Genomic DNA, 22,864 nt, shown 5'->3' with positions numbered 1-22,864 from the left:
CGCAGAAACCCCGGGGTTTCCCCTATAGTTCCACAGGACAGGTCTGAATTCAGGGAAAGTTCAAGCAGGCGATGACAGGAACGACGACGAAGGCGCAGGAAAAACGCGCGGCGCGCAAATCGCAGCCGATCGCGACCTTTTTCCATGTGCATCTCGTTTCGGATTCGACCGGGGAAACCCTGAACGCCATGCTGAAAGCAACCACGTCGCAATTCGCCGCCGCGAAACCGCTCGAGCATATCTATGCATTGATCCGGTCGCGGTCGCAGATGGAAAAGACGCTCGCGGAGATCGAAGCGTCTCCCGGGCTCGTCCTCTACACCGTGATCAATCCGGAGCTACGCAGGCTCTTGGAAATACGCTGCAGTGAATTGCAGACGCCGGCGATCTCCGTTCTCGATCCGCTGCTTCACGCTTTCAAGGATTATCTCGGTCTCGAACAGACTGCGCGGCCCGGCGCCCAACATGAGCTCAACGACGCGTATTTCAAGCGTATCGGCGCGCTCGATTACACGCTTTCCCATGATGACGGGCAAATGACCTGGGATCTCGAGACGGCGGATGTGGTGCTGGTGGGCGTCAGCCGGACATCGAAGACGCCGACCTGCATGTATCTGGCGAACCGCGGCGTCAAAGCGGCGAATATCCCGCTTGTGCCAACGGCTGACCCGCCGCAGGAACTTTTCAGTTTGAGAAAGCCTCTCATCGTTGGCCTGGTGGCGAGCCCGGAGCGCCTCTCGCAAATCAGGGAATCCCGCCTTGGCGGGCTTAACGCAGGTGACGCCGCTGAGGATTACTCCGATCTTGAACTGATCCGTCAGGAGGTTCTGCGCGCGAAACGGCTTTTTGCGAAACATCGCTGGCCGGTGATCGACGTGACGCGAAAATCGGTGGAGGAGACGGCGGCCGCGATCCTTACCAAGCTCTCAGCCCGGCAGAACCAATAGAAAGAATGACCGACGCCCCCCGCATCATCCTCGCTTCCGGCAGCGCCATCCGCCGCGCGATCCTATCCGCTGCGGACGTGCCGTTCGAAGTGATGAAGCCCGATGTCAACGAGGACATCATCAAGGAGCAGGGCAAACGCGATGGCCTCGACCTTGAAAGCCTCGCCATGGCGCTCGCCGAGGCGAAGTGCATGGATGTGGCCGCGAAAACCGACGCCATCGTCATCGGCTCCGATCAGATCATGGAATTCCGCGGGCGCGCCTATGACAAGCCCACAAGCATGGAGGAGGCGAAAGCCCGGCTGGTGGAAACCCAAGGCGCTGCGCATACGCTGATCAATGCCATCGCTGTCGCCCGCAATGGCAACATCATCTGGCGCAATCTTGATCGCCCGAAGCTGGTGATGCGCAAATTGAGCGAGGCGGAAATCGATGCCTATCTGGCCGCCTGCGAGCCTGACATTCTTCATTCTGTCGGCGCCTATCAGGTTGAAAAGCTCGGCAGCCGTCTTTTCGAGCGCATCGAAGGCGATCACTTCGCCGTCCTCGGCCTTTCGCTCTATCCGCTTCTCGACCTGTTGCGCCGGGAAGGGGCGATTCAATTCTGATGGCGGGCGATCCTCCAAAAACGCCTATTCTCGCTGGCGTCGCGGGACATCCGGTGAGCCATTCCCTGTCGCCAATCATCCACACGATCTGGGCGAAGCGCGTCGGGATCGAAGGCCATTACATTCCCATAGACGTCCCTGCCAACTATGACGATTTCGTCCGCGCCATGGACGCCTTGCGCGCTGTAGGCTTCGCTGGGGTCAATGTGACGATCCCGCATAAGGAACACGCGCTGCGTTACGCTGGCGAAGCGAGCGAAACCGCCAAGGCCGCAGGCGCAGCGAATATGCTGACTTTTTCAGACGACAGCGCGAAAGCGGAAAATTCCGACATCACCGGTTTTGCAGAGGCGGTGCAGGAAAAAACCGCTGAGCCCGGAACGTCTGCGCTGGTGCTCGGCGCCGGGGGCGCGGCGCGCGGAGTCGTGCTCGCACTCAAGGATCTAGGACTGACCGACATCCGCATTACTAATCGCACCCTCGAACGCGCAAAAGAGTTGGGTGCCGCTTTCGACCTTGCCGTTATCGACTGGGAAAAGCGTTTGGAAACGCTTGAAAATATTGACGTATTGGTCAACACCACCAGCCTCGGCATGACCGGCCAGCCGCCGCTCGAGCTTGATTTGAGCGGGCTTGATCCTTCCGCTCTCGTCGCCGACATCGTTTATGCGCCGCTGAAGACCGCGCTCCTCAAAGACGCAGAAGCAAAAGGCCATGCAACCGTCGACGGCCTCGCCATGCTCATGCATCAGGCGGTTCCGGGCTTCCGCATGTGGTTCGGCGGGGAGGCGATTGTCGATGACGACCTGCGGTCGGAGCTTGTGAAAGAATTGAAACGGCGAGGCAGGGCGTGATCCGCATCGGTCTTACCGGCTCCATCGGCATGGGAAAATCCACAGTCCTCAAAATGTTCGCCGATCTCGGCGCCGCGGTCTGGGACGCTGACGCCGCCGTACACAGATTATATGCAAAAGGCGGCGCGGCGGTTGACGCTGTCGCGAGCCTTTTTCCAGACGCGGTGATAGACCACGCCGTCGATCGCACAGCGCTTGCGAGAATTGTTCTTGGCGACACGGCAGCGCTGGCGAAGCTTGAGGGGCTCGTCCACCCCTTGGTCGCTCAAGACCGCGAAGCGTTTATGCTCGCCGCGGCCGAGGCGGGGGCCGACGCCGTCGTGCTCGACATTCCGCTATTGTTCGAAAACGGAACGGAAAAGTTTTTCGACGCGACCGTTGTTGTCAGCGCTCCGGCGGAGGTGCAGCGCAAGCGCGTGCTGGCGCGCCCCGGCATGACCGAAGCGAAATTCGAGGCGATCCTGAAGCTGCAGACGCCGGACGCCGAAAAACGTCAGCGTGCAGATTATATCATCGACACCGGGCTTTCGCTCGAGGAAACCCGAGCGCAGGCCACCGCTGTCTATGGCGAAATCTTGCAAAAGGCGTCTGGGACTTAGAGAAGCCCCGCCTTTTCCGCCAACGCTTTCAAAGACTGTTCCGGTCGGGCCCCGAAATGGCTGATGACTTCACTCGCCGCCAGAGAGCCGAGCGCCCCGGCGCTCTCCAGCTCAAAGCCGCGCGCCAGTCCGAACAATAGCCCCGCCGCATAGGCGTCGCCGGCGCCGGTCGTATCTACAAGTTTTTCCGGTTTTACAGCGGCCACCTTCACGGCGTCGCCGTCGCGCGGGATCAGGAGCGATCCTTTTTCCGACAGCGTCACAGCGGTGAGCGGGCAAAGCTTGCGCGCTTTTTCCGCGATGACGTTCAAGTCATCAGAGCCGAACAAGGTTTCCGCCTCGCGGTCATTGGCGAGAAGGATGTCCACATGCTGCGGAATGAATTGCTGCAGCTCGTCGAACTGGCGGTCGACGCAGCTTGCGTCGGAAAGGGTCAGCGCCGTGCGCTTGCCTTTGCTTTTTGCGATAGCGCAGGCGCGCACGAACGCCTTGCGCGCCACGGGCTGTTCGAAAAGATAGCCTTCAAAAAAGGTTATTTCTGCCCGGGCGATCTGACTGTCGTCGATATCATCCGGAGAAACGAGGCCGGCGGCGCCAAGGAAAGTGGTCATGGAGCGTTGCGCATCCGGCGTCACGTTGACGAGGCAGCGGCCGGTGGCGGGACCCGATTCCAACGGTTTCGTATCGAACTCGACGCCAAGCGAGCGCAGATCGTGGCGGAAAATCTCGCCCAGCGCGTCGGCCGAAACCTTGCCCACAAAACCGCCCTTGCCGCCGAGCGACGCAATACAGGCGATGGAATTCGCGGCCGACCCGCCGGAAATTTCAACGCCCGCAGCCATGGCGCCGTAGATCTCGCTCGCCTGGTCCTCGTCGATAAGGATCATCCCGCCTTTGGGGATTGAATGGGCGGCGAGAAAGGCGTCGTCCGCCTTGGCGAGAACGTCGACAATGGCGTTGCCGACGCCGATGACGTCGAGAGATGCGGTCATGAAATTTCCTTTGGCGAGATTTATCGTCGCGGGCGCTTATAGGAAGCGGCGGAGGGGCGCGCAACCCGAACGGCTTTCCCGGCCGCCTTTCTGCGTTGTCACGGGAAAGCCGCTTGATGACATGCGGGGGCGGGCTTAATCATCGGTTATTGATGCCGCTCTATGAGTAGTTCCATGAAAACCACACGCCGCCTGACGCCGCTTATGCCGATGCTCCTTGCCGCCGCGTGCGCCTCGGCGCCGGAACAAAAGGCGTCACCCGCACAAAAAACGCCGGCCGCGCCAGCGGCTCCGGTTTATGTGCTTGGCGACATTCAGGGCGCAGGCGCCGCAAAGCTGGACGACATGTTCGGCAATCCGGCCCTGACCCGGCGTGAAGGAACCGGCGAGTACCGCCGTTATGCGCTGACGACCTGCACGCTGATCGTCATTCTGTACCCGGATGAACTGGGCGTTCCGAAGGTCACCCATGTGGATGCAACGGCGACGACGTCAAACACCGAAAAGCCCGATCTCAACGCCTGTCTCGCAGCGGGTTAATTAGAACGGTTTAGTCAGCGGCGGTCAGTTCCGCGGTCGCTTCCTTGCGGTCGATGGTGAAGCGCTTTTCTGAATATTTCAGGAAGAAGACGAGGATCGCCGCCGGAACCCCCACCAGCGCCGTGATGGCGAAAAACCACGCGAAGCCGACGCCTTCGACCATGAAGCCGGAAAACCCGCCGACGAATTTGCCGGGCAGGGCATAAAACGAGCTGAAAAGCGCGTACTGGGTCGCTGTGAAGGCGGTGTTTGTCAGGCTCGACATATAGGCGATGAGGATCGTCCCCGCCGCGCCATAGGCGATGTTGTCGACAATGACCGCAAAAGCGAGGCCGCCGGTCGTCGCGTCGGAAAGCGCCAGCCAGCTATAGATCAGATTGGTCAGCGACTGTCCGAGAACGCCAATGAGAAGGCTCCATTTGAAGCTGACACGCGACACTAAAAGCCCGCCGAAAAAGACCCCGCCCATGGTCGCGAACAGCCCGGCGCCGGAACGGATCGCGCCGATGGTCGTCTTGTCATAGCCGAGGTCGATATAAAGCGGCCCGGTCATGTATCCCATGAGGAAGTCGGGCACTCGGAAAAGCGCGATGAAAAGCAGGATGACGAGCGCATGAACGCCATAACGTTCGAAGAAATCGCGAAACGGTCCGATGACGGACTTTGACAAGGTTTCGCTGAAAGTGGCTTTGGGCGGCGGAACATATTCCCGCACCTCAACCTTGGGTGCGAACAATGCCGTTAGAAATCCGACGCCCATCAGAAGCGCCATGGTCTGATAGGCGGCGGGCCAGTTGATGTTGTCGGCGACAATCAACGCCCCGGCGCCCGCGACCATGATCGCGACGCGATAGCCATATTGATACATCGCCGCCATGACGCCCTGTTCTTCATCGGTCGCGGCCTCGATGCGCCAGGCGTCGATGGCGATGTCCTGTGTCGCGGCGGCGAAGGCCATGGCGACGGCGATGGCGGCGACAATCCACAAATTGCCGGCGGGATTGGCCATGGACATGGCGAGAAGCGTCAGCGCCACGCCGATCTGCGCCGCGGCCATCCAGGCGCGACGCCGTCCCACTAGTTTTTCGAGAAGGGGCACTGGGGCGCGATCGACAACGGGGGCCCACAGAAACTTGAAAGAAAACGCAAAGCCCGTCCAGGCGAACAGCCCGATCTCGCCTTTCTCGACGCCGGCCTCGGCGAGCCAGAGCGAAAGGTTTTGGTAGATCATGTAAAACGGAAGGCCGGCGGAAAAACCGAGCAGCAGCATGACGAGGCTGCGCGCGCGGACATACGCCGATAGCGATCCGAGGAGTGTTTTCTTCTCGCCCGTATCGGGCGCGGCTTGCGGTTCAGTCATGGCGCGCGACGCTACTGGCGTTTTTCGACGAAAGAAAGGCGAGATGCGTTAAGCTGAGGACTGTTACGAAGCCTCACTCCATTCGCTGTCGCAGCCGCCCCATTTGGTCAGAAGCGCGGTGAGGTCCGATGGCTCGAACGGCTTCGACAAAAAGTCGTCCATGCCGGCGGCGAGGCATTTCTGGCGGTCGGCGGCCATGGCGTTGGCGGTGAGCGCGATGATCGGCGCCTTGCGCATGGGGCCGGCCAGTTTGCGGATGCGCCGCGTGGCTTCGAGCCCGTCCACATGGGGCATGTGCATGTCCATGAGGATAAGGTCATATTCGCCGTTTTCGCAGGCCTCCACCGCTTCGGCGCCGTTATTGGCGATGTCGACGAGATGGCCGGCGCGCTTGATGATCGTGGTGGCGAGGACGGCGTTGATCTGGTTGTCCTCGGCGAGAAGCACGCGGAAGGTCTTGGCGCCGGAGGAAGGCGCGGGGTCTGCCTTATCGGCGGGCGCAGCCTGCGGCTCCTTCATCGCCGGCGCCCCCTCCACATCGTCAGCCAATTGTTTGTGTAAGGAGGATTGACGGATCGGCTTGATGAAATAGCCGTCGAAGCCCGCCTCCCGGAGCTCGTTGATGCGGCCCCGGGCGAGCGGCGACAGGAGAACATAAGACCGCGACGCCTTGCGGGCCAGCGGCTGCGCGCTTTCACCGGCGATGTAGATGTCGCAAAGAAGTACTGCGCCCGGATGATCTCCCATGGCGGAAAGGGCGGCGGCGGGCGTCGTCACGGCGATGACGTTTTCCGCGCCGATGGCGGCCAGCTGCAATTGCAGGCTGCGCGAAAGAACGCCGGATCGGGTCGCAACGATCACGGGGGTTTCAAAGGGCTGCGGCTTTTCGGGCGCGTCGCCGTCAAAGCCAAGTTCCACAGTGAACGTAAAGGCGCTGCCTTCTCCGGGGCGGCTCGCGAGGGAGATGTCGCCGTTCATGGCGCGCACAATTTTGCGGGCGATGGCGAGACCGAGGCCTGCGCCTTCGCGTTTGCGTTCGCCGGACGCGTCGCCTTGCGCGAACTCATCGAAGATCGCCGCCTGCTTGTCTTCGGGAATGCCGACGCCCGTATCGCGCACGGAAAAGGCGATCTGAGCGGACCCGTCTTCTGCGGAGACGAGCCTCGCCTCGATGCCGACGCCGCCTTCATCGGTGAATTTGACGCCATTGCCGGCGAGATTGATGAGAACCTGGCGGAGCCGCGCTTCGTCGCCGTAAAGTTCGGCGGGCACGGCGCCGTCCACATAGGCGGTGATCTCAATGCCTTTGTCGGCGGCCTTTGGCGAGAGAAGTTCGGCGACCGACTGGATCAGCGTCTGCGGTGAAAAGGCGGAACGTTCGATGTCAATGCGGCCGGCTTCGAGCTTCGAGTAATCGAGAAGGTCGTTGATGAGCGCGAGGAGCGCGACGCCGGACTCGCGCACGGATTCGGCGTAGGCGCGCTGATTGGGCGCCAGCCCCGTGTCGAGGAGAAGCGATGTCATGCCGAGAATGCCGTTGAGGGGCGTTCTCATTTCATGGCTCATGGTGGCGAGAAATTGCAGCTTCGGCCCGTCTTTGCCGCTGTCGCCGCCCTGCGTCTCGGTATCGGCGCCGGCGCTTTGCGGCGCGCCCACATAAAGGCGCTCGCCGCCGGAAAGAACGGTCTCGGTCCAGTCGACGATAAAGGCGCGCTCGCCGGCGCGCGCTTCCGTGCGGTAGGCGGCCGGCGCGCCGGGTTCCGCCGCATTGCCGCCGGGCGCAAAGGCGCGGCCATGCCATGACGGGGCGGGCGCGCCGAAAAAGCGTGCAAAGCTCTGCGAGACGAAACGGATGACGCCATCGCCATCGCAGACGGCGATCAGTTCACGGATGGAATTTGAGGAAGCGCTCTTGTGCGATCCAGCTTGCGGCATTGACAGTGAAACCCCGTTACGCAGACTGGGTTCAGCATCGTCTCTTGGCCTTGAAAAATGGTTGATGGACTTGGTTAATTAGGATGATAAATTCATCCGAAATTCGCGCAGGCTCAAAGCGTTATGGGATCGCGTCGGCGCGCGGGACCGCTGGGACGGCGTTGCGTTCCGATGCTTTCCTGAAACTGACAGCTTCCGCAATGTGACGCCGCTTGACGCCGCCGGCGCCGTCGAGATCGGCGAGGGTGCGCGCGACCCGCAGCGTTCTTGTATAGGCGCGCGCGGAAAGACCGAGCGCCTCCGCCGCGCGGGCGAGGAGGCTCGCCCCGTCCTGATCGGGCGCGGCGATTTTCGTAAGTTCGGCGTCGGAGAGCGCCGCATTCGATTTGCCCTCGCCACTGCGGGCGGTTTGAGCCGCGCGCGCGCCTGCGACCCGTTCCGCAACGGTTGCCGTCGTCTCGCCGGAAGCCGGCGCAGCCAGGTCGGCGGGCGTCACGGCGGGAAGCTCGATGGTCAGGTCCATGCGGTCGAGCAGCGGCCCGGAAATCCGCGACTGATAGATCTCCTCGCAATTTGGGCCCTTGCCGCAAGCCCGGCCCGACGCCTTGCCGTAACCGCAGCGGCAGGGATTCATGGCGGCGACGAGCTGGAACCGCGCCGGATAGCGGACATGGAAATTCGCCCGGGCGATCAGCACGTCGCCGGTCTCCAGCGGCTGGCGTAAAGAATCGAGAACCGGCGCCGAGAACTCAGGGAGTTCATCAAGGAAAAGGACCCCGTGATGGGCGAGCGACGCCTCGCCCGGTTTGGCGCGCACGCCGCCGCCGATCATCGCGGCCATGGATGCTGAATGATGGGGCGCGCGAAACGGCCGGGCGCGGGTCAGCCGGCCGCCTTCGAGCAGGCCCGCCAGCGACTGCACCATGGAGATCTCGAGCATTTCCTTGGGCGACAAGGGAGGCAGCAAACCCGGGAGCCGGGCGGCGAGCATGGATTTGCCCGCGCCCGGCGGCCCCACCATCAAGAGGTTGTGCCCGCCCGCGGCTGCCACCTCGAGGGCGCGCTTGGCGGTCTCCTGGCCTTTGACATCAGCGAGATCGGGTATGGCCGCAGGGGATTCGAGGGCCCCGGGCTTGGGGGCCGACAAAACCTGCGCGCCTTTGAAATGGTTGACGAGTTGGATCAATGATTTCGGCGCCAAAATCGCGGCGTCGCCGCCCGCCCATGCCGCCTCCGCGCCGCTCGCCGCGGGGCAGATGAGACCGAGCCCCATGGCGTTCGCAGCGACCGCGGCAGGCAGCGCCCCGGCGCAGGGCGCGATGGATCCGTCGAGGCCCAATTCGCCCATCACGGCGAAGCCCGCCCCGGCGTCATGAGGCGCGGCGCCCATTTCAATCAGGAGGCCGAGGGCGATGGCGAGATCGAAATGGCTGCCTTCCTTGGGAAGGTCCGCCGGCGCCAGATTGACGGTGATACGCTTCACCGGCAGGCCGAGGCCCACGGCGGAGAGGGCCGCGCGCACTCGCTCGCGCGCTTCGGAAACCGCCTTGTCGGGCAGGCCCACAACGGAAAAAATATTGCTGTTGCCATTGGTGAGCTGGACCTGAACGGTCACCGGCCGGGCGTCGACGCCGTGAAAGGCGAAGGTGGTTATCTGAGCGACCATGCGGGGCTCTCCCTCTGTTCACCAGAACATATCAGGAACAAACCCGTTAGGGAAGCTGCGGGCGCCGCAGCTTTTTCCACAAGTGTTTGTTGCAAAGTTTTTAGCTAAACCCTCTCGGCCTTTCGCTGCGATTCGCCTTAGAAGGGCGATTGCCCTTCAGGCCGCAGCCCATGAGCGAACTCGATTGTCGCGTTTTAGAAACGATTAACCCTTCAGATGCCGATGTCGCCGATTTCCATTCTTCACGCTCCCCGGGACGAAGCGCTGGGCGCGAAAATCGCCGCCGCGCTCGCTTACGCCGGTCATGCCGCAACCCGGGTCAGCGCCGATCAGGGCGATCTCGGGGCCAGCGCTCGACCGATGGGGGATGGAGCGGCGATCGTGGTTTGGACCCACGCGGCGGCGAAACTCGCGCGCCTTCACCGTCAGGCCGAAGAAGCCAGGGAGCGCGGCGCCTTGATCCCCGTGGCGGTGGGCGGGGCGCGTCCGCCGGGCGGGTTTGAGAATCTGCCGCCGGTGGATCTTTCCGGCTGGACCGGCGCGCCCGACGATCCGCGCTGGCGTTTCGTGCTGGAGGAAATTCAGCTCACGGCCAAGCGCATGGGGCTCGCGGACGCGGATGTCTGGGCGGCCCCTGCGATCGAGCCGCATAATGACGAGCCGGGCTTCAACGGCGATGAGGGTCTGTGGAGGCCGCCCGCAGAAATGCTGGCGCCGCAAAGGGCATCGAACGCCCGGCCCATCGACGAACCCCTCACTGCGCCGCCGGCGTTTTTGCAGAGAAAGCACAAGCGGCGGTTCTCCGCGCGAGAGGTCGCTATCGGCGCGACGGCGGGGCTCGTGGGCATGACCGTCCTCACCGCGCTCCTCGCCCCCATCGTGTTGCCCGGCCCGGCGCCGGTCGCGCCGGAGCGAACAGCGGCAGCGCCGGTTGATAAGGACATCGTCCCGAATCCGTCGCGGGAGTTGTCCTCGACCCTCGCGTCGCTGAGCGTCACAGCAGAAAATACACCTTCTACGGAAATTGTCGTACCCGCCGCGCCTGCTTCGCTCCCTGGCGAGGACGCAGAAGTTTCAGACAGCGCCCCGACCGACGCCCCTGCCGCGACGCAGGCCGCTACGGAAACCGGTGTTCAAGATGCGGACGCCTTGGGCAGCCTCATCGCCGCGGTGAGCGCGCAGGAGGCAAGCGCAGAAGAAACCGGCGCCGAAGAAGCCGTTTCAGCGGCGCCTGCGGAAACAACCTCCGGCGACACTTTCCGCGACTGCGCCCAGTGCCCGGAAATGGCGCCGATCCCGGCGGGCTCTTTCCGCATGGGCGCGCCCGCCAGAGAGGTTGGCGCCAAACCGGAAGAGCAGCCGCAACGCGACGTGACGTTTTCAACGGGTTTCGCCCTCTCCGCGCGCGAGGTCACCTACGCCGACTGGGACGCCTGCGCCGCCGATGGCGGCTGCGCCTATAAGGCGCCCGATCATGGCTGGGGCCGGGAGGCGCGTCCCGTCGTCTCGGTCTCTTACGAAGACGCGCTTTCCTATGTTGAATGGCTTTCAAAAAAGACCGGCCAAACCTATCGCCTGCCCACCGAAGCGGAATGGGAATACGCCGCGCGGGCGGGGTCGTCGGCGCCGTTTTCCTTCGGTTCGAATGTCCTGGCGTCGCAGGCGAACTATAACGGTCAATACCCTTACGCCGGCGCCAGGGAAACCTTCCGTGGACGGACGACGCCGGCAGGAAGTTTCGAGCCCAACGCCTTCGGGCTTTATGACATGCATGGCAATGCGTGGGAGTGGACCGCCGATTGCTGGACGCAAAGCCATGCCGGCGCGCCCGCGGATGGCTCAGCGGCGACCGGCGGCGATTGCTCGAAACATGTCTTGAAAGGCGGCGCCTGGAACAGCGGCGGCTGGCGCCTACGCGCCGCGCACCGGATCGGAAAATCCGTCAAGGCGCGCGAGTTCGACAATGGCTTCCGGGTCGCGCGGGACCTTTAATTACGCCGCTTTTTTCTTCCGTCCACGGAATTTCTTCACCTTCGCATCGTTGCCGCAGGTCGCCATGTCGCACCAGCGCCGCCGGCCGTTCTTAGACGTGTCGACAAAAATCCAGTCGCAATTCTCGCCGCCGCAGGCGTGCAGCCGGTCGAGCCGGCCGTTCAGCAATAAATCCTCCGCCGCCTCGACGATGAGGCGCAGGGCGCGCTCCAGCGCCGGCGCCTCGTCGGCGCAGCGGCGGCGAAACCCGTCGCCATCGCGCGCCAGACGGCAATAGCTCGCCGCGCGCACCTTGCAGTCGTCGAGCAGCGCGAGGTCGCGATCGTCGACTTCCGTCTCCGTGATGACGGCGTTGAAGATGCGCCACAAGGCGGCGCGCAGCGCGACCGCCGTCTCGAACGCGTCCTCGCCCGCTTTCGGGTCAGCGGCGATCTCTTCTTTGAGCCGCGCCATATCATCTTCGTAAAGGAGACCCGCGACTTCCGCCCATCTCCCGAACCCTTCGGGCCCGCCCAGCCGGTCCTGCGGATCGCCGCTCGTCCAATAGGCGGCGGTGTTGACGAAATCGAGGGCGGCGTTGCCGCCGATCATGTCCTTTTCGGACCAAGCATAGGGAGAAAATCTCATCGAATAACCAGTAAAATTGTGTTGACTGGTTACAATATAAGCGCTAAATCGTAACCGTCAACGCGGCGTTTAACAGTTACAAGCCGAAAACGGGGGGCCGCGAAAGAGAGAACAACGGAGAAACCCAAAGGAGAGACCCATGTCCAACTCAGTTCAATTCGTTCTGCAGTTTGCGGCCCTGATCGTCGTCATCGCGATCATCGGCCAGACCGTCGGCGCCGCTGTATAGGCGCCGGCGACGCGTCAGGCGCCGGGCCGCCCTCCCGGCGCCTGATTGTTTTTGGTAAGGGGCTGCTCGCCGCATTTTCGCCCTTTCCGCGCATCATGGTTGCCTCGGGCGCCATGGACGGAGAGGGATTTCATGAAGAACGGATTTATCGCGGCGGCCTCCGCCGCTGTTTTGATTGCGATGCTCGCATCATGCGCGACGAATTACGGGCCGGATCTGGATGCAGCAGAAGCTGATGCCGTCATTGTCACAGCGCAAAGACTGAAAGGCCCGCAGCCAGGCGCTATGGCCTATTCAAGCGTTGCGCGCCCAATGATGGCGCCGCCCCCCGAACCCGCTATCACCGAACAATATGAAGAGACCGATCCGAATCCGGTGAAGCTTACGACGGAAGAACCGGTCTCGACCTTTTCGTCGGATGTGGACACCACCGCCTATTCGGTGATGCGCCGCTATATTTTCTCGAACAACATGCTGCCGCCGTCGGACTCGGTGCGTGTCGAGGAATATGTCAATTATTTCAATTATCAGTATACGGAACCAAAGAGCGCGGACGAACCGTTCACGCCGACCGTCTGGGTGACGCCGTCGCCCTGGAACGCCGGGACGCGGCTCATGCATATCGGCGTCAAGGGCTTCGATCTGCAGCCCGAAGTAACGCCGGACGCGAATATCGTTCTCCTGCTTGATGTTTCGGGCTCCATGCAGGCCGACAACAAGCTGCCGCTGGTGAAGAAATCCGTCGAGCTGCTGATTGATGAGATGTCGGCCAACGACCGCATTTCCATCGTGGTTTACGCCGGCGCGGCCGGCGTCGTGCTCGAACCGACGCCCGGCAACAAGAAAACCAAAATCATGGAGGCGCTGAATTCGCTGGAAGCCGGCGGGTCCACCGCTGGCGGCGAAGGGCTGTCTCTCGCCTATTCCCTCGCAGAAGAAAACTTCGCGAAAGACAAGGTCAACCGCATCATTCTCGCCACCGATGGCGACTTCAATGTAGGCGTGGTCGATGCCGACAGTCTCGAAGACTTCGTCGCGCGCAAAAGAAAGAGCGGCATCTATCTCACCGTGCTCGGTTTCGGCGAAGGCAACTATAATGATGTCATCGCGCAGAAACTAGCGCAGGCCGGAAACGGCGTCGCCGCCTATATCGACACCCTCAACGAAGCGCGCAAAGTGCTGGTGCGCGAATTCCGCTCGACCCTGTTCCCGATCGCCAAGGACTTGAAGTTCCAGGTGGAGTTTAACCCAGCGGTGGTCGCGGAATACCGGTTGATCGGCTACGAAACCCGGCTTTTAAATCGAGAAGACTTCAATAATGACGCCATAGACGCCGGCGACATCGGGTCGGGACACTCGGTGACGGCGCTTTATGAGCTGGCGCTTGCCGGCTCCGATGCGCGGCTGATCGATGATCGGCGTTACGCGACCGCGCCCGCAGTTGCAGGAACAAAAGACGAAGTCGCTTTCGTTCGCCTGCGCTATAAATTGCCGGATGAAGAGGAAAGCCGGCTCATGGAAATGCCGGTCCCTACGGAGGGTGGATTTTCATCGCTCGCCGCCGCGCCGCCGGATGCGCGCTTCGCAGCGGCCGTCGCCGCCTTCGGGCAGAAACTGCAACGTGCGGGCTACACGGATCGTTATTCCTATGACGAGATCATCGCGCTTGCGCAGTCCGCAAAAGGCGACGACCCGTACGGCGACCGCGCGGAATTCGTCAATCTTGTGCGCGCCGCGGCGAAAATAGACGGCTCGAAAAGCTAGAGATCACAGGGCTTTCCGGCGTTTTCCACAATATACGGGAAGGATCGGCCTTGCTTAACGCATCGTAATGTCGTTCACCCACACGCCGTGCGATCTTGCGCACGCTTTAATTGTTGGCGGTTTGGGGGAGTCGCCTATTGACGTTTGTGGGTCATGTGACCGGGGAAGATGCCTCAACAGGAACCAAAGCCGGACGCGAAGGGCGTCGTTCAGCTGCTTGCGGCGAGCGCCAACGCGAATTTCGCGGACAAGATCGCGAAGGCGCTGCTGCGCGCCGGGTACAGGCTCGATCCCGGCGCCTTCGATCCGGGACGCATCGATGCGGTGGTGGTGTTGTGGACCGGCGTCGCCCTCGATAAGCCAGCCCTCATCGAGGTGGCGCGTGAAGCGTGGAAAGCCAAACGCCTGACGCCGGTCAGCATCGGCAGGGTGGAGCCGCCTTTCGGGTCGCGCGAGGCGACGCCGATGGATCTCGCCGGCTGGCGCGGCGACGATGACGATCCGCGCTGGCGCTTCGTTCTTTCCGATATCGAGGCGCTGAAGGCCCGCGCTGAGCTGGAAGACCATGAACCGGTTCTTTCCGCGCCGTTTAAGGCCCAGGCGCTGATGCAGAAGCCGGTTAAAACAGCGCCAGAAGAAACTGCGCGCGGCAAAGCGTCCCCGCAACCATTCGATGATCTGTTCACGGAAGAAGACGGCGAAACTACGCCCCATCATCCGGCGCGCGCCCTGTGGCGCGGACGGCTTCTCCCGGCGGCGCCGATCTTCGCCGGCATTGTCGGGGCGCTCGCCTTCGCCGCCGGGATTTCCTTTATGGCGGGCTCCCTAAGCTCGCGGCCTCAACCGATCGAAAACGGACCGATTGAATCTCCGCCCATGGAACAGGTTGCGCAAGAGGAAGCGCCCGATGCGACGCCGGAAGAACCGGCTCCATCGGCAAAACTCGCGCTTGTGCGCCTTGCGCCGGGGGCCCAGCTCCCTGAAACGCAGGAAGCGCAATCACAAACGGCAGAAGATGAAACGGCGCCGAAGAGAGCGCCAGAAAACCTACAAGAACAAGGCGTTGAAACCGCTTCGGCGATTGATGCGACAGCGCTTGAAGATACTTTCGAGGACAGCCTTCCGGGCCTGGCCGAAACGGAGTCGGCTTCGGAATTCGAAGAAGAAAGCGAAACCGCGCCGGAAGCTTTCGCCGCTCTTTCTGTCCCGAGCCTCAAGCCCGCGCAGCCGGAAGCGGCTGAAGCCGCCGCCATCGAAGATGAGATTCCGCTCGTTTCCGATCTCAACCATGCGGCGCTGGCGGAACTGGCGTCGGCGGTGGAGCGCGCGGAGCGAGTCAGAAAAGAGGAGAGCACGACGCGCGAAGATTATCTCGGCGATTATTTCACCGACTGCGCCGGCTGTCCTGACATGGCGGCGCTTGAGGGCGGCGTCTTCACCATGGGCGCGCGCCCCGGCGAAGAGGACCGGCAGGCGGAAGAAACGCCGCAGCGGCGTATCGACATCGGTTACCGCTTCGCCATCGCAACGCGCGAGACGACGTTCGACCAATGGGCGCTTTGCGCCGCCGAGGGCGGATGCCGCAATTATATTCCGGACGACGAAGGCTGGGGCCGTGGCGACCGGCCTGTCATCAATGTTTCCTATGAAGACGCCTCAGCCTATGCGCGCTGGCTTTCCGCCAAGACAGGCCATCATTACCGCTTGCCGAGCGAGGCGGAATGGGAATACGCCGCCCGCGCGGGAACGGCAGGCGCCACCCATTTCGGCGACCGCCTGTCCGCAGCGGACGCTAATTTCAATGGCCGCGAGCCCTACCGCGCCGAGGCGACGATCTTCCGGGAACGGACGGTTCCGGTGACTCAGTTCGCCCACAACGCCTTCGGGCTTTTCGACATGCATGGCAATGTCGCCGAATGGACCCTCGACTGCTGGAATGCGAGCCATAACGGCGCCCCGTCGACGGGCGCGGCGCGCATCGATGGCGACTGCGCGCGGCGCGTCGTCAAGGGCGGCGACTGGCGCTCGCCAGGCTGGCGCCTACGCTCCGCGGCGAGGGCCGGCGAGGGCGCGGAAACCCGGAACGCACAGACGGGGTTCCGCGTGGTCAGGACGCTCGACTGAAGGCCTCTTCGCCGCAGCCTTACCTGACCGTAAATGCAGGCCCCCAAATCATCAGGGTTTTTTGTCCCCTAAGGGCTTTCCCCGGGTTGCGGGGCCGAAATCCCCTACTTATATCCCGCCCGAACGCGGGGCTCAGGGCCGGTTTTCGGCCCCGATTTCCGCATCCATAAACTGTCACCCTCACAGGGGCTGTCCGCTTCCGGCGCTTTCCGGCGCCAAAAGGGCCGATTTCAAAGGCCGGAAAACAATGGACCGCTCGCTTGCAACGGAGAAAAGACGAATGGGCAAAGTTATTGGCATTGACCTCGGGACGACGAACTCCTGCGTCGCCGTCATGGAAGGCAAAGAGCCGAAAGTCATCGAAAACGCCGAAGGCGCGCGCACCACGCCCTCCGTGGTTGCCTTCACGGAAGACGGCGAGCGCCTGATCGGCCAGCCGGCCCGCCGCCAGGCGGTGACCAACCCCGAAAACACCTTCTTCGCCATCAAGCGCCTCATCGGGCGCCCGTATGACGACCCCACGGCCCAGAAAGACAAGGACATGGTGCCGTACAAGATCGTCAAGGCCGACAATGGCGACGCCTGGGTCGAATCGCGCGGCGAGAAATACGCCCCGTCGCAAATCTCGGCTTTCATCCTTCAGAAAATGAAAGAGACCGCCGAAGCCTTCCTCGGCCAGGAAGTCACGCAGGCTGTCATCACCGTTCCCGCCTACTTCAACGACGCCCAGCGTCAGGCGACCAAAGACGCCGGCAAGATCGCAGGGCTTGAAGTCCTTCGCATCATCAACGAGCCGACGGCGGCGGCGCTCGCTTACGGCCTCGACAAGAAAGAAGGCAAGAAGATCGCCGTTTACGACCTCGGCGGCGGCACCTTCGACGTGTCGATCCTCGAAATCGGCGACGGCGTTTTTGAAGTTCTGTCGACCAATGGCGACACCTTCCTCGGCGGCGAAGACTTCGACCTTCGCATCGTCGACTATCTTGCGAGCGAGTTCAAAAAAGATCAGGGCATTGATCTCAGGAAGGACAAGCTTGCGCTGCAGCGCCTGAAAGAAGAAGCGGAGAAAGCCAAGAAAGAGCTTTCCTCGACCTCTTCTTACGAAGTGAACCTGCCCTTCATCACGGCAGACGCCTCCGGTCCGAAACACCTGACGATGAAGCTCTCCCGTGCGAAACTGGAATCGCTCGTCGAAGACCTGATCAAACGCACCGTCGATCCGTGCAAGGCGGCGTTGAAAGACGCCGGCGTCACGCCCGGCGACATTGACGACGTCATCCTCGTCGGCGGCATGACCCGCATGCCGAAAGTGCAGGAGACGGTGAAGCAGTTCTTCGGCAAGGAGCCCCACAAAGGCGTCAACCCGGACGAAGTCGTCGCGCTTGGCGCCGCGATTCAGGCCGGCGTGTTGCAGGGCGACGTCAAGGACGTTCTCCTTCTCGACGTGACGCCGCTGTCGCTCGGCATCGAAACCTTGGGCGGCGTCTTCACCCGTCTCATCGACCGCAACACCACGATCCCGACCAAGAAGTCTCAGACTTTCTCGACCGCTGAAGACAATCAGTCGGCGGTGACGATCCGCGTCTTCCAGGGCGAGCGTGAAATGGCCGCCGACAACAAGATGCTCGGCCAGTTCGATCTCGTCGGCATTCCGCCGGCGCCGCGCGGCGTGCCGCAGGTCGAGGTCACTTTCGACATCGACGCCAACGGCATCGTCCACGTCTCGGCGAAAGACAAGGCGACCAACAAAGAGCAGTCGATCCGCATTCAGGCCTCGGGCGGTCTTTCCGACGCCGACATCGAAAACATGGTCAAGGAAGCCGAAGCCAACGCCGAAACCGACAAGAAACGCCGCGAGGGCGTCGAAGCGAAAAACCGCGCCGAAGCTCTCGTCCATTCCACAGAGAACAACCTCAAGGAATATGGCGACAAGCTTGAAGGCGACGACAAGAAAGCCATCGAGGATGCGCTCGCGGCCTTGAAGGAAAAGCTTGAGAACGAGAACGCCGATGTTGAAGAGATCAACACCGCGGCCGGAACGCTTGCGCAGGCGACCATGAAACTCGGCGAGGCGATGTACAAGGCCGGCGCCGGCGAAGAAGACGACGCCGGGGCGAAAGCCGCCGCCGCCGACGCCGCGAAAGAAGACGACATCGTCGACGCTGATTTCGAAGAAGTCGACGGCGACAAGAAAGACTAAGAGACAAAAAGGGACCGCGGCATGAACGCGGTCCCTTTTGAAATCCCGATCGGGGGATCGGATGAGAGGGGCCCAAAAGTTGAGAAAACCCGAACAACCGGGCGCGTGAAGTTCAATGGCGCAGCAATGCTATTATGAGGTTTTGGGCGTGGAGCGCGGCGCCGACGGCGCGGCGATCAAATCCGCATTTCGCAAGCGCGCCATGCAGTATCATCCGGACCGCAACAAGGATGACCCTGCCGCCGAGCAGAAGTTTAAAGAGCTCGGCGAAGCCTATGAAGTCCTCTCCGACGAACAAAAGCGCGCGGCCTATGACCGCTTCGGCCATGCCGCCTTCCAGAACGGCGGAATGGGCGGCGCCAACGGTTTTGCGCGCGGCTTCGGCGCCGGAATGGGCGCGGGACAGGCTGGTTTTTCCGACATTTTCGACGAGATTTTCGGCGAATTCATGGGCGGCCAGCGCGGCGGACGGCGCACTGGGCCGGGCCGCGGGGCCGATCTCAAATACAATCTTGAAATCAGCCTTGAAGACGCGTTCCGCGGCAAGAAAACCGAGATCAAGGTGCCGGGCTCCGTCCCTTGCGAAACCTGCGAAGGCTCGGGCGCGAAGCCGGGCTCCGGACCGACCCAATGCGGCACCTGTAAGGGCGTCGGCCGTGTGCGCGTGCAGCAGGGCTTTTTCACCATCGAACGCTCCTGCCCCCACTGCAACGGCGAAGGCCGGGTGATCGCCGATCCGTGTACGGATTGCGGCGGCCAGGGCCGCGTCCGGCGCGAACGAACCTTGTCCGTCGACATTCCGGCGGGCATTGAGGACGGCACGCGCATAAGGCTCTCAGGCGAGGGCGAGGCGGGTCCGCGCGGCGGCCCGGAGGGCGATCTTTATATTTTCGTCCATGTGGGCGACAACGATCTCTTTGAGCGCGACGGGCCCGATCTTTTCTGCGTCATGCCGATCCCCATGACCACGGCGGCGCTCGGCGGCGAGTTCGAAACCCCGACCATCGACGGCGGGCGCGTGAAAATCTCTGTCCCCGAAGGTTCGCAAACCGGCAAGCGCTTCCGCGTGCGTGGCAAGGGCATGTCGGTTTTGAACCAGAAAGGCCGCGGCGATCTCTATGTGGAGATCCAGGTCGAAACGCCGACCAGCCTCAACGCCGAGCAAAAAGATCTGCTGCGCCAGTTCTGCGAGGCCGGCGGCGGCGAAGCCTGCTGTCCCCAGCACAAGGGCTTTTTCGAAAAGGCCAAGACCTTCTGGGAAAACGTCACCGACGGGCGGTGAAGCCGTTCTCACATAGCACACCTTGACAGGCGTACGTAGTAACGGCATGAATCAGTCAGCCTCCGGAAGTGTGAGGCGAGGCCGCCGTTGTTTTACTAGGCGGTTTTTTTGTGCCTGAAACCCAGAAACTGGATGATCTAACCACTCAATGGAAAATCTTTCCTTGGGCTGGCTTCGGATTCTGATCTCTGCAGGTCTCTTTTTATGGAAACGGGTGCGGAACGCATTCCGCAATAAGGCAAAAACTGAGGAGCTCGTTTGTTCAAGAACGACAGTCTCGGTTCCTTGTTTCCGAAAAGAGGCCATAAAGATCGAAATCCGCCGACCCGAATAGCGGCTGTTCGCCCTTTATTTTGAAAGTGCGATTCAGGTCGCAGGAGAGGTGTGTCCAAAATTAGGTAACGGTCCAACCTCTACGACTACACCCGCGCAGGCGGGGGTCCAGAAGAGTCTTCATCAACGCAAAACTTCAGACGTTTCTGGATCCCCGCTTTCGCGGGGAAGATCGGGCGGATAGCTCATTCCGCTCGTTAACCATCCCTCCCCCTAACTGTCACAAAAACTCCGCCTACGTCTTAAAGTACTGTCACACGGATCAGTCATAAGCCCGGTGATTTCGGCGGGGCGGCTTCCGTGTTTCAGAAGTTCCGGAAAAGTCTTGGCCCAAAGACGGGCCAAAGGTTTGGAAAGTCCGTGTTAGCGGCTAATGCGCTGTTGTTTTGCGCACATGCCGCGCTTTCGGCGACCTCTTCCTACGCGGACGTTCCGCCGCCGCGCGCATTCGTGGCGAAAGCGCCGAAGCTGCAGGTCGATCCCTTTAACGGGACGGCGAGCGTCGATCTGACCGTCATGACCTACAATGTGGCGGGGCTTCCGTGGCCCATCAAAAAGGGGCGCGAGGCGGCCCTCAAGGATATCAAGCATGAAATCGAAACGCTCCACGCGTCAGGCCGCGCGCCAGACATTGTTGTCCTGCAAGAGGCGTTCACGCCGGCTGCGGCGCGCATCGGCGCCGTCTACCCAAACCGCCTCCAAGGCCCCGCCGCGTCGGACCGAAGCGTAACCGCCGCTGCGCCCATCGGCGAAGACTTCCGCCGCGAGCGCAGCTTCCTGAAGGGCGAGCGCCTTGCCAAAGTCATGTCGTCGGGGCTGTTCGTGTTGAGCGATTATCCCATCGTCGGCTCAGCCATGTCGCCCTTTCAGGAGGCGAGTTGTGCCGGCTATGACTGCCTCGCCAACAAGGGCGCGATGATCGCCGCGATCCAGATTCCGGGCGCGCCGGCGCCGGTGCAGATCATGACGACCCATATGAACTCCAACAGGAGTTCCGGCGTTCCTTACGAGCGCTCTCTCGCCGCTCACCGCCAGCAGGCGGACGAAATCGGCGCGCTGATGTCCGAAGGCGTCAATGCAAACTGGCCGTTCATCTATGCGGGCGATTTCAACACGCGCCATTCGACGGACCGCTTCGATCACAATGCGCGCATCCTGCCCGGCATCTTCGTGCGCCAGCATTGCGCCGATCCGGACGCTGGTTGTGAGGCGCGGATCGCTGCGGAAAATGGCGCCTCCCCGTGGCTTGAGACCCAGGATTTGCAGGGCTTCGTCAGCGGTTCCGACATCGAGGTGCGCCCGGTGCGCGCGGAAAAGATGTTTCACGAGCCGGTCAACGGCCGGGTCCTCTCCGATCACGACGCCTATGTCGTCACCTACCGGATGACCTGGAAAGTGCAGAACCTCGCCGCTGCGAGTTAACCGCGGGCGGGCGCGTCGCCCTGCGCCTTTTCCGCGTCTACCTCCTCGAACGTGTCCGCTCTCGACAGAGTCGGGAAAAGCTTCAGCCAGGACGCGGCGCAAAGGAGCGACACGATCCCGCCCAGAATGACGGCGTTGATGGGTCCCAGGAACCGCGCCGCGACGCCGCTTTCGAAATCGCCGAGCTGGTTCGAGGCGGCGATGAAGATGAAGGAGACGGAGGAGACGCGCCCGCGCATCCTGTCCGGCGTCGCATGCTGCATGATCGACGAGCGGATGAACATGGAGATCATGTCCGCGGCGCCGCCGATGGCGAGCATCACCATGGACAGCCAGAAAATCTGCGAGAACGCAAAGCCCAGCATGGAAAGGCCGTAAATGACAATGGAGCCGATCAGCCACGGGCCTACCTTGCGCGACAGCGGATTGGCGGCGAGCACAAAGGCCACCATCGCCGCCCCGATGGCGGGCGCGGCGCGCAAGAGACCCAGTCCTTCGGCGCCCACCATTAGAATGTCGCGGGCGAAGACCGGCAAAAGCGCCGTAACGCTGCCGAAAAAGACGACCACGAGATCAAGGGTGATGGAGCCGAAGACGAGCTTGTTGTTGAATACATAACGCAGGCCCTCGACGATCATCGACCAGCCGCGGACATTATGCACCGGCTCATGCGCCGGGGTTTGGGCGGTGGCGAAGGTGACGACCGCAATGGCGGTGAGCGCCGCCGCGAACGCGTAAACGGCTGATGCGCCGATAATGAAGAGAAAACCGCCAATGGCGGGCCCCAGCATCGCGGCGCCTTGCATCCCCAGGGAATTCCACGCGATGGCGAGCGGCAACTCGTCGCGCGGCACGAGGCGCGGATAAAGCGAGTTCGAGGCGGAGGGCGTGAAGGCGCTCACCGCGCCATTGCAGAAAGACGCGATGAAGATCGCCGGGATGGCGATATTCGCAGGCAGGAAGCTTGTTGCGAACAGGGAGAGGATAACGAAGAACCGGATCGCGTTCGAATAGACGAGTATCTTTTTCCGGTCATAGCGGTCGGCCGCCTGTCCGCCCGGCAGGGAGAGGAGGAGGACCGGCACGAACTGCGTCAGCCCCACAAGGCCGAGCATAAAGGCCGACTCCTCGATGGAGCGGGTGAGGCGGGAAAGGTCGTAAACCTGCCAGCCAATGGCGATCGCCACCATCTGGCGTTCGGCGCTGATGAGCTGGCGCGCGATCCAGTAATGGCGATAGCCCTGATGGCGAAAGATCGAAAAGGAAGGAACCGACCGCATTTCGCGGCGGACAATAGGCCCGGTTCGGACAGGCGCAATACGCAATCCGCCGGAAGCCTTCCGCTTGCAAATTCGCCGCAGCCCTGCATAGCTTCCCGCCGCTGCATGGG

The 22,864-nt window shown here is 62.2% G+C and carries 17 protein-coding genes; 11 read left to right on the top strand and 6 right to left on the bottom strand.

What is annotated here, in order from left to right; all coding sequences use genetic code 11:
* Positions 1-71: 71 nt before the first annotated feature.
* Genes ACQY5P_RS12730 through coaE form a run of 4 tightly spaced genes read left to right on the top strand, consistent with a single transcriptional unit; the run spans position 72 to position 3,008 of the window.
* Positions 72-947: a pyruvate, water dikinase regulatory protein gene (locus ACQY5P_RS12730; RefSeq protein ID WP_428407245.1), complete on the top strand. Its 876-nt coding sequence runs from the start codon at positions 72-74 to the stop codon at positions 945-947.
* Positions 948-952: 5 nt separating this feature from the next.
* The gene (locus tag ACQY5P_RS12725; RefSeq protein WP_428407244.1) at positions 953-1,555 is read left to right on the top strand and encodes a Maf family protein; all 603 of its coding nucleotides are present in this window, start codon (positions 953-955) and stop codon (positions 1,553-1,555) included.
* On the top strand, positions 1,555-2,409 hold the full coding sequence (locus ACQY5P_RS12720; RefSeq protein WP_428407243.1) for a shikimate dehydrogenase: 855 nt from the start codon (positions 1,555-1,557) through the stop codon (positions 2,407-2,409). The genes ACQY5P_RS12725 and ACQY5P_RS12720 overlap by 1 nt, the downstream gene beginning before the upstream one ends.
* The gene (coaE, locus tag ACQY5P_RS12715; protein ID WP_428407242.1) at positions 2,406-3,008 is read left to right on the top strand and encodes a dephospho-CoA kinase; all 603 of its coding nucleotides are present in this window, start codon (positions 2,406-2,408) and stop codon (positions 3,006-3,008) included. The genes ACQY5P_RS12720 and coaE overlap by 4 nt, the downstream gene beginning before the upstream one ends.
* On the opposite strand, the gene ACQY5P_RS12710 is transcribed toward coaE, so the two are convergent.
* Positions 3,005-4,000, bottom strand: coding sequence for an adenosine kinase (locus ACQY5P_RS12710; protein ID WP_428407241.1), 996 nt, complete (start codon positions 3,998-4,000; stop codon positions 3,005-3,007). The genes coaE and ACQY5P_RS12710 overlap by 4 nt on opposite strands.
* Positions 4,001-4,174: 174 nt before the next feature.
* Here ACQY5P_RS12710 and ACQY5P_RS12705 point away from each other — a divergent pair, with 174 nt between their 5' ends.
* Positions 4,175-4,540 (top strand): hypothetical protein, encoded by a 366-nt coding sequence (locus ACQY5P_RS12705; protein WP_428407240.1) that lies wholly within the window; start codon positions 4,175-4,177, stop codon positions 4,538-4,540.
* A gap of 10 nt (positions 4,541-4,550) precedes the next feature.
* Here the strand turns inward: ACQY5P_RS12705 and ACQY5P_RS12700 are convergent, their stop codons facing one another.
* The 3 genes from ACQY5P_RS12700 to ACQY5P_RS12690 all read right to left on the bottom strand — a co-directional run bounded on the left by ACQY5P_RS12700 (position 4,551) and on the right by ACQY5P_RS12690 (position 9,501).
* A complete protein-coding gene (locus ACQY5P_RS12700) occupies positions 4,551-5,900 on the bottom strand; it encodes an AmpG family muropeptide MFS transporter (RefSeq protein WP_428407239.1) in 1,350 nt (449 codons plus the stop codon).
* Between the two features lie 63 nt (positions 5,901-5,963).
* A complete protein-coding gene (locus ACQY5P_RS12695) occupies positions 5,964-7,835 on the bottom strand; it encodes a response regulator (RefSeq protein ID WP_428407238.1) in 1,872 nt (623 codons plus the stop codon).
* 121 nt (positions 7,836-7,956) lie between these two features.
* Positions 7,957-9,501, bottom strand: a complete 1,545-nt coding sequence (locus tag ACQY5P_RS12690; RefSeq protein ID WP_428407237.1) for a YifB family Mg chelatase-like AAA ATPase — start codon at positions 9,499-9,501, stop codon at positions 7,957-7,959.
* Positions 9,502-9,717: 216 nt separating this feature from the next.
* On the opposite strand from ACQY5P_RS12690, the gene ACQY5P_RS12685 reads away from it, so the two are divergent.
* Positions 9,718-11,493, top strand: a complete 1,776-nt coding sequence (locus ACQY5P_RS12685) for an SUMF1/EgtB/PvdO family nonheme iron enzyme (protein WP_428407236.1) — start codon at positions 9,718-9,720, stop codon at positions 11,491-11,493.
* Here ACQY5P_RS12685 and ACQY5P_RS12680 read toward each other — a convergent pair whose 3' ends face one another.
* Positions 11,494-12,120, bottom strand: a complete 627-nt coding sequence (locus tag ACQY5P_RS12680) for a CGNR zinc finger domain-containing protein (protein ID WP_428407235.1) — start codon at positions 12,118-12,120, stop codon at positions 11,494-11,496.
* 361 nt (positions 12,121-12,481) lie between these two features.
* On the opposite strand from ACQY5P_RS12680, the gene ACQY5P_RS12675 reads away from it, so the two are divergent.
* The 5 genes from ACQY5P_RS12675 (at position 12,482) to ACQY5P_RS12655 (ending at position 21,474) form a co-directional block, all read left to right on the top strand.
* A complete protein-coding gene (locus ACQY5P_RS12675; RefSeq protein WP_428407234.1) occupies positions 12,482-14,113 on the top strand; it encodes a vWA domain-containing protein in 1,632 nt (543 codons plus the stop codon).
* 168 nt (positions 14,114-14,281) lie between these two features.
* Positions 14,282-16,237: an SUMF1/EgtB/PvdO family nonheme iron enzyme gene (locus ACQY5P_RS12670; protein ID WP_428407233.1), complete on the top strand. Its 1,956-nt coding sequence runs from the start codon at positions 14,282-14,284 to the stop codon at positions 16,235-16,237.
* A gap of 280 nt (positions 16,238-16,517) precedes the next feature.
* Positions 16,518-18,437 (top strand): molecular chaperone DnaK, encoded by a 1,920-nt coding sequence (dnaK, locus tag ACQY5P_RS12665; RefSeq protein WP_428407232.1) that lies wholly within the window; start codon positions 16,518-16,520, stop codon positions 18,435-18,437.
* A gap of 115 nt (positions 18,438-18,552) precedes the next feature.
* Positions 18,553-19,719 (top strand): molecular chaperone DnaJ, encoded by a 1,167-nt coding sequence (dnaJ, locus tag ACQY5P_RS12660; protein WP_428407231.1) that lies wholly within the window; start codon positions 18,553-18,555, stop codon positions 19,717-19,719.
* Between the two features lie 783 nt (positions 19,720-20,502).
* Positions 20,503-21,474, top strand: a complete 972-nt coding sequence (locus ACQY5P_RS12655) for an endonuclease/exonuclease/phosphatase family protein (protein ID WP_428407230.1) — start codon at positions 20,503-20,505, stop codon at positions 21,472-21,474.
* On the opposite strand, the gene ACQY5P_RS12650 is transcribed toward ACQY5P_RS12655, so the two are convergent.
* The gene (locus ACQY5P_RS12650) at positions 21,471-22,799 is read right to left on the bottom strand and encodes an MFS transporter (RefSeq protein WP_428407229.1); all 1,329 of its coding nucleotides are present in this window, start codon (positions 22,797-22,799) and stop codon (positions 21,471-21,473) included. The two genes, ACQY5P_RS12655 and ACQY5P_RS12650, sit on opposite strands and share 4 nt — an antisense overlap.
* Between the last annotated feature and the right edge of the window lie 65 nt (positions 22,800-22,864).

Source organism: Hyphococcus sp. (assembly GCF_965267305.1).
Lineage (GTDB): Bacteria > Pseudomonadota > Alphaproteobacteria > Caulobacterales > Parvularculaceae > Hyphococcus.
This window is presented reverse-complemented; position numbering and strand designations above follow the sequence as displayed.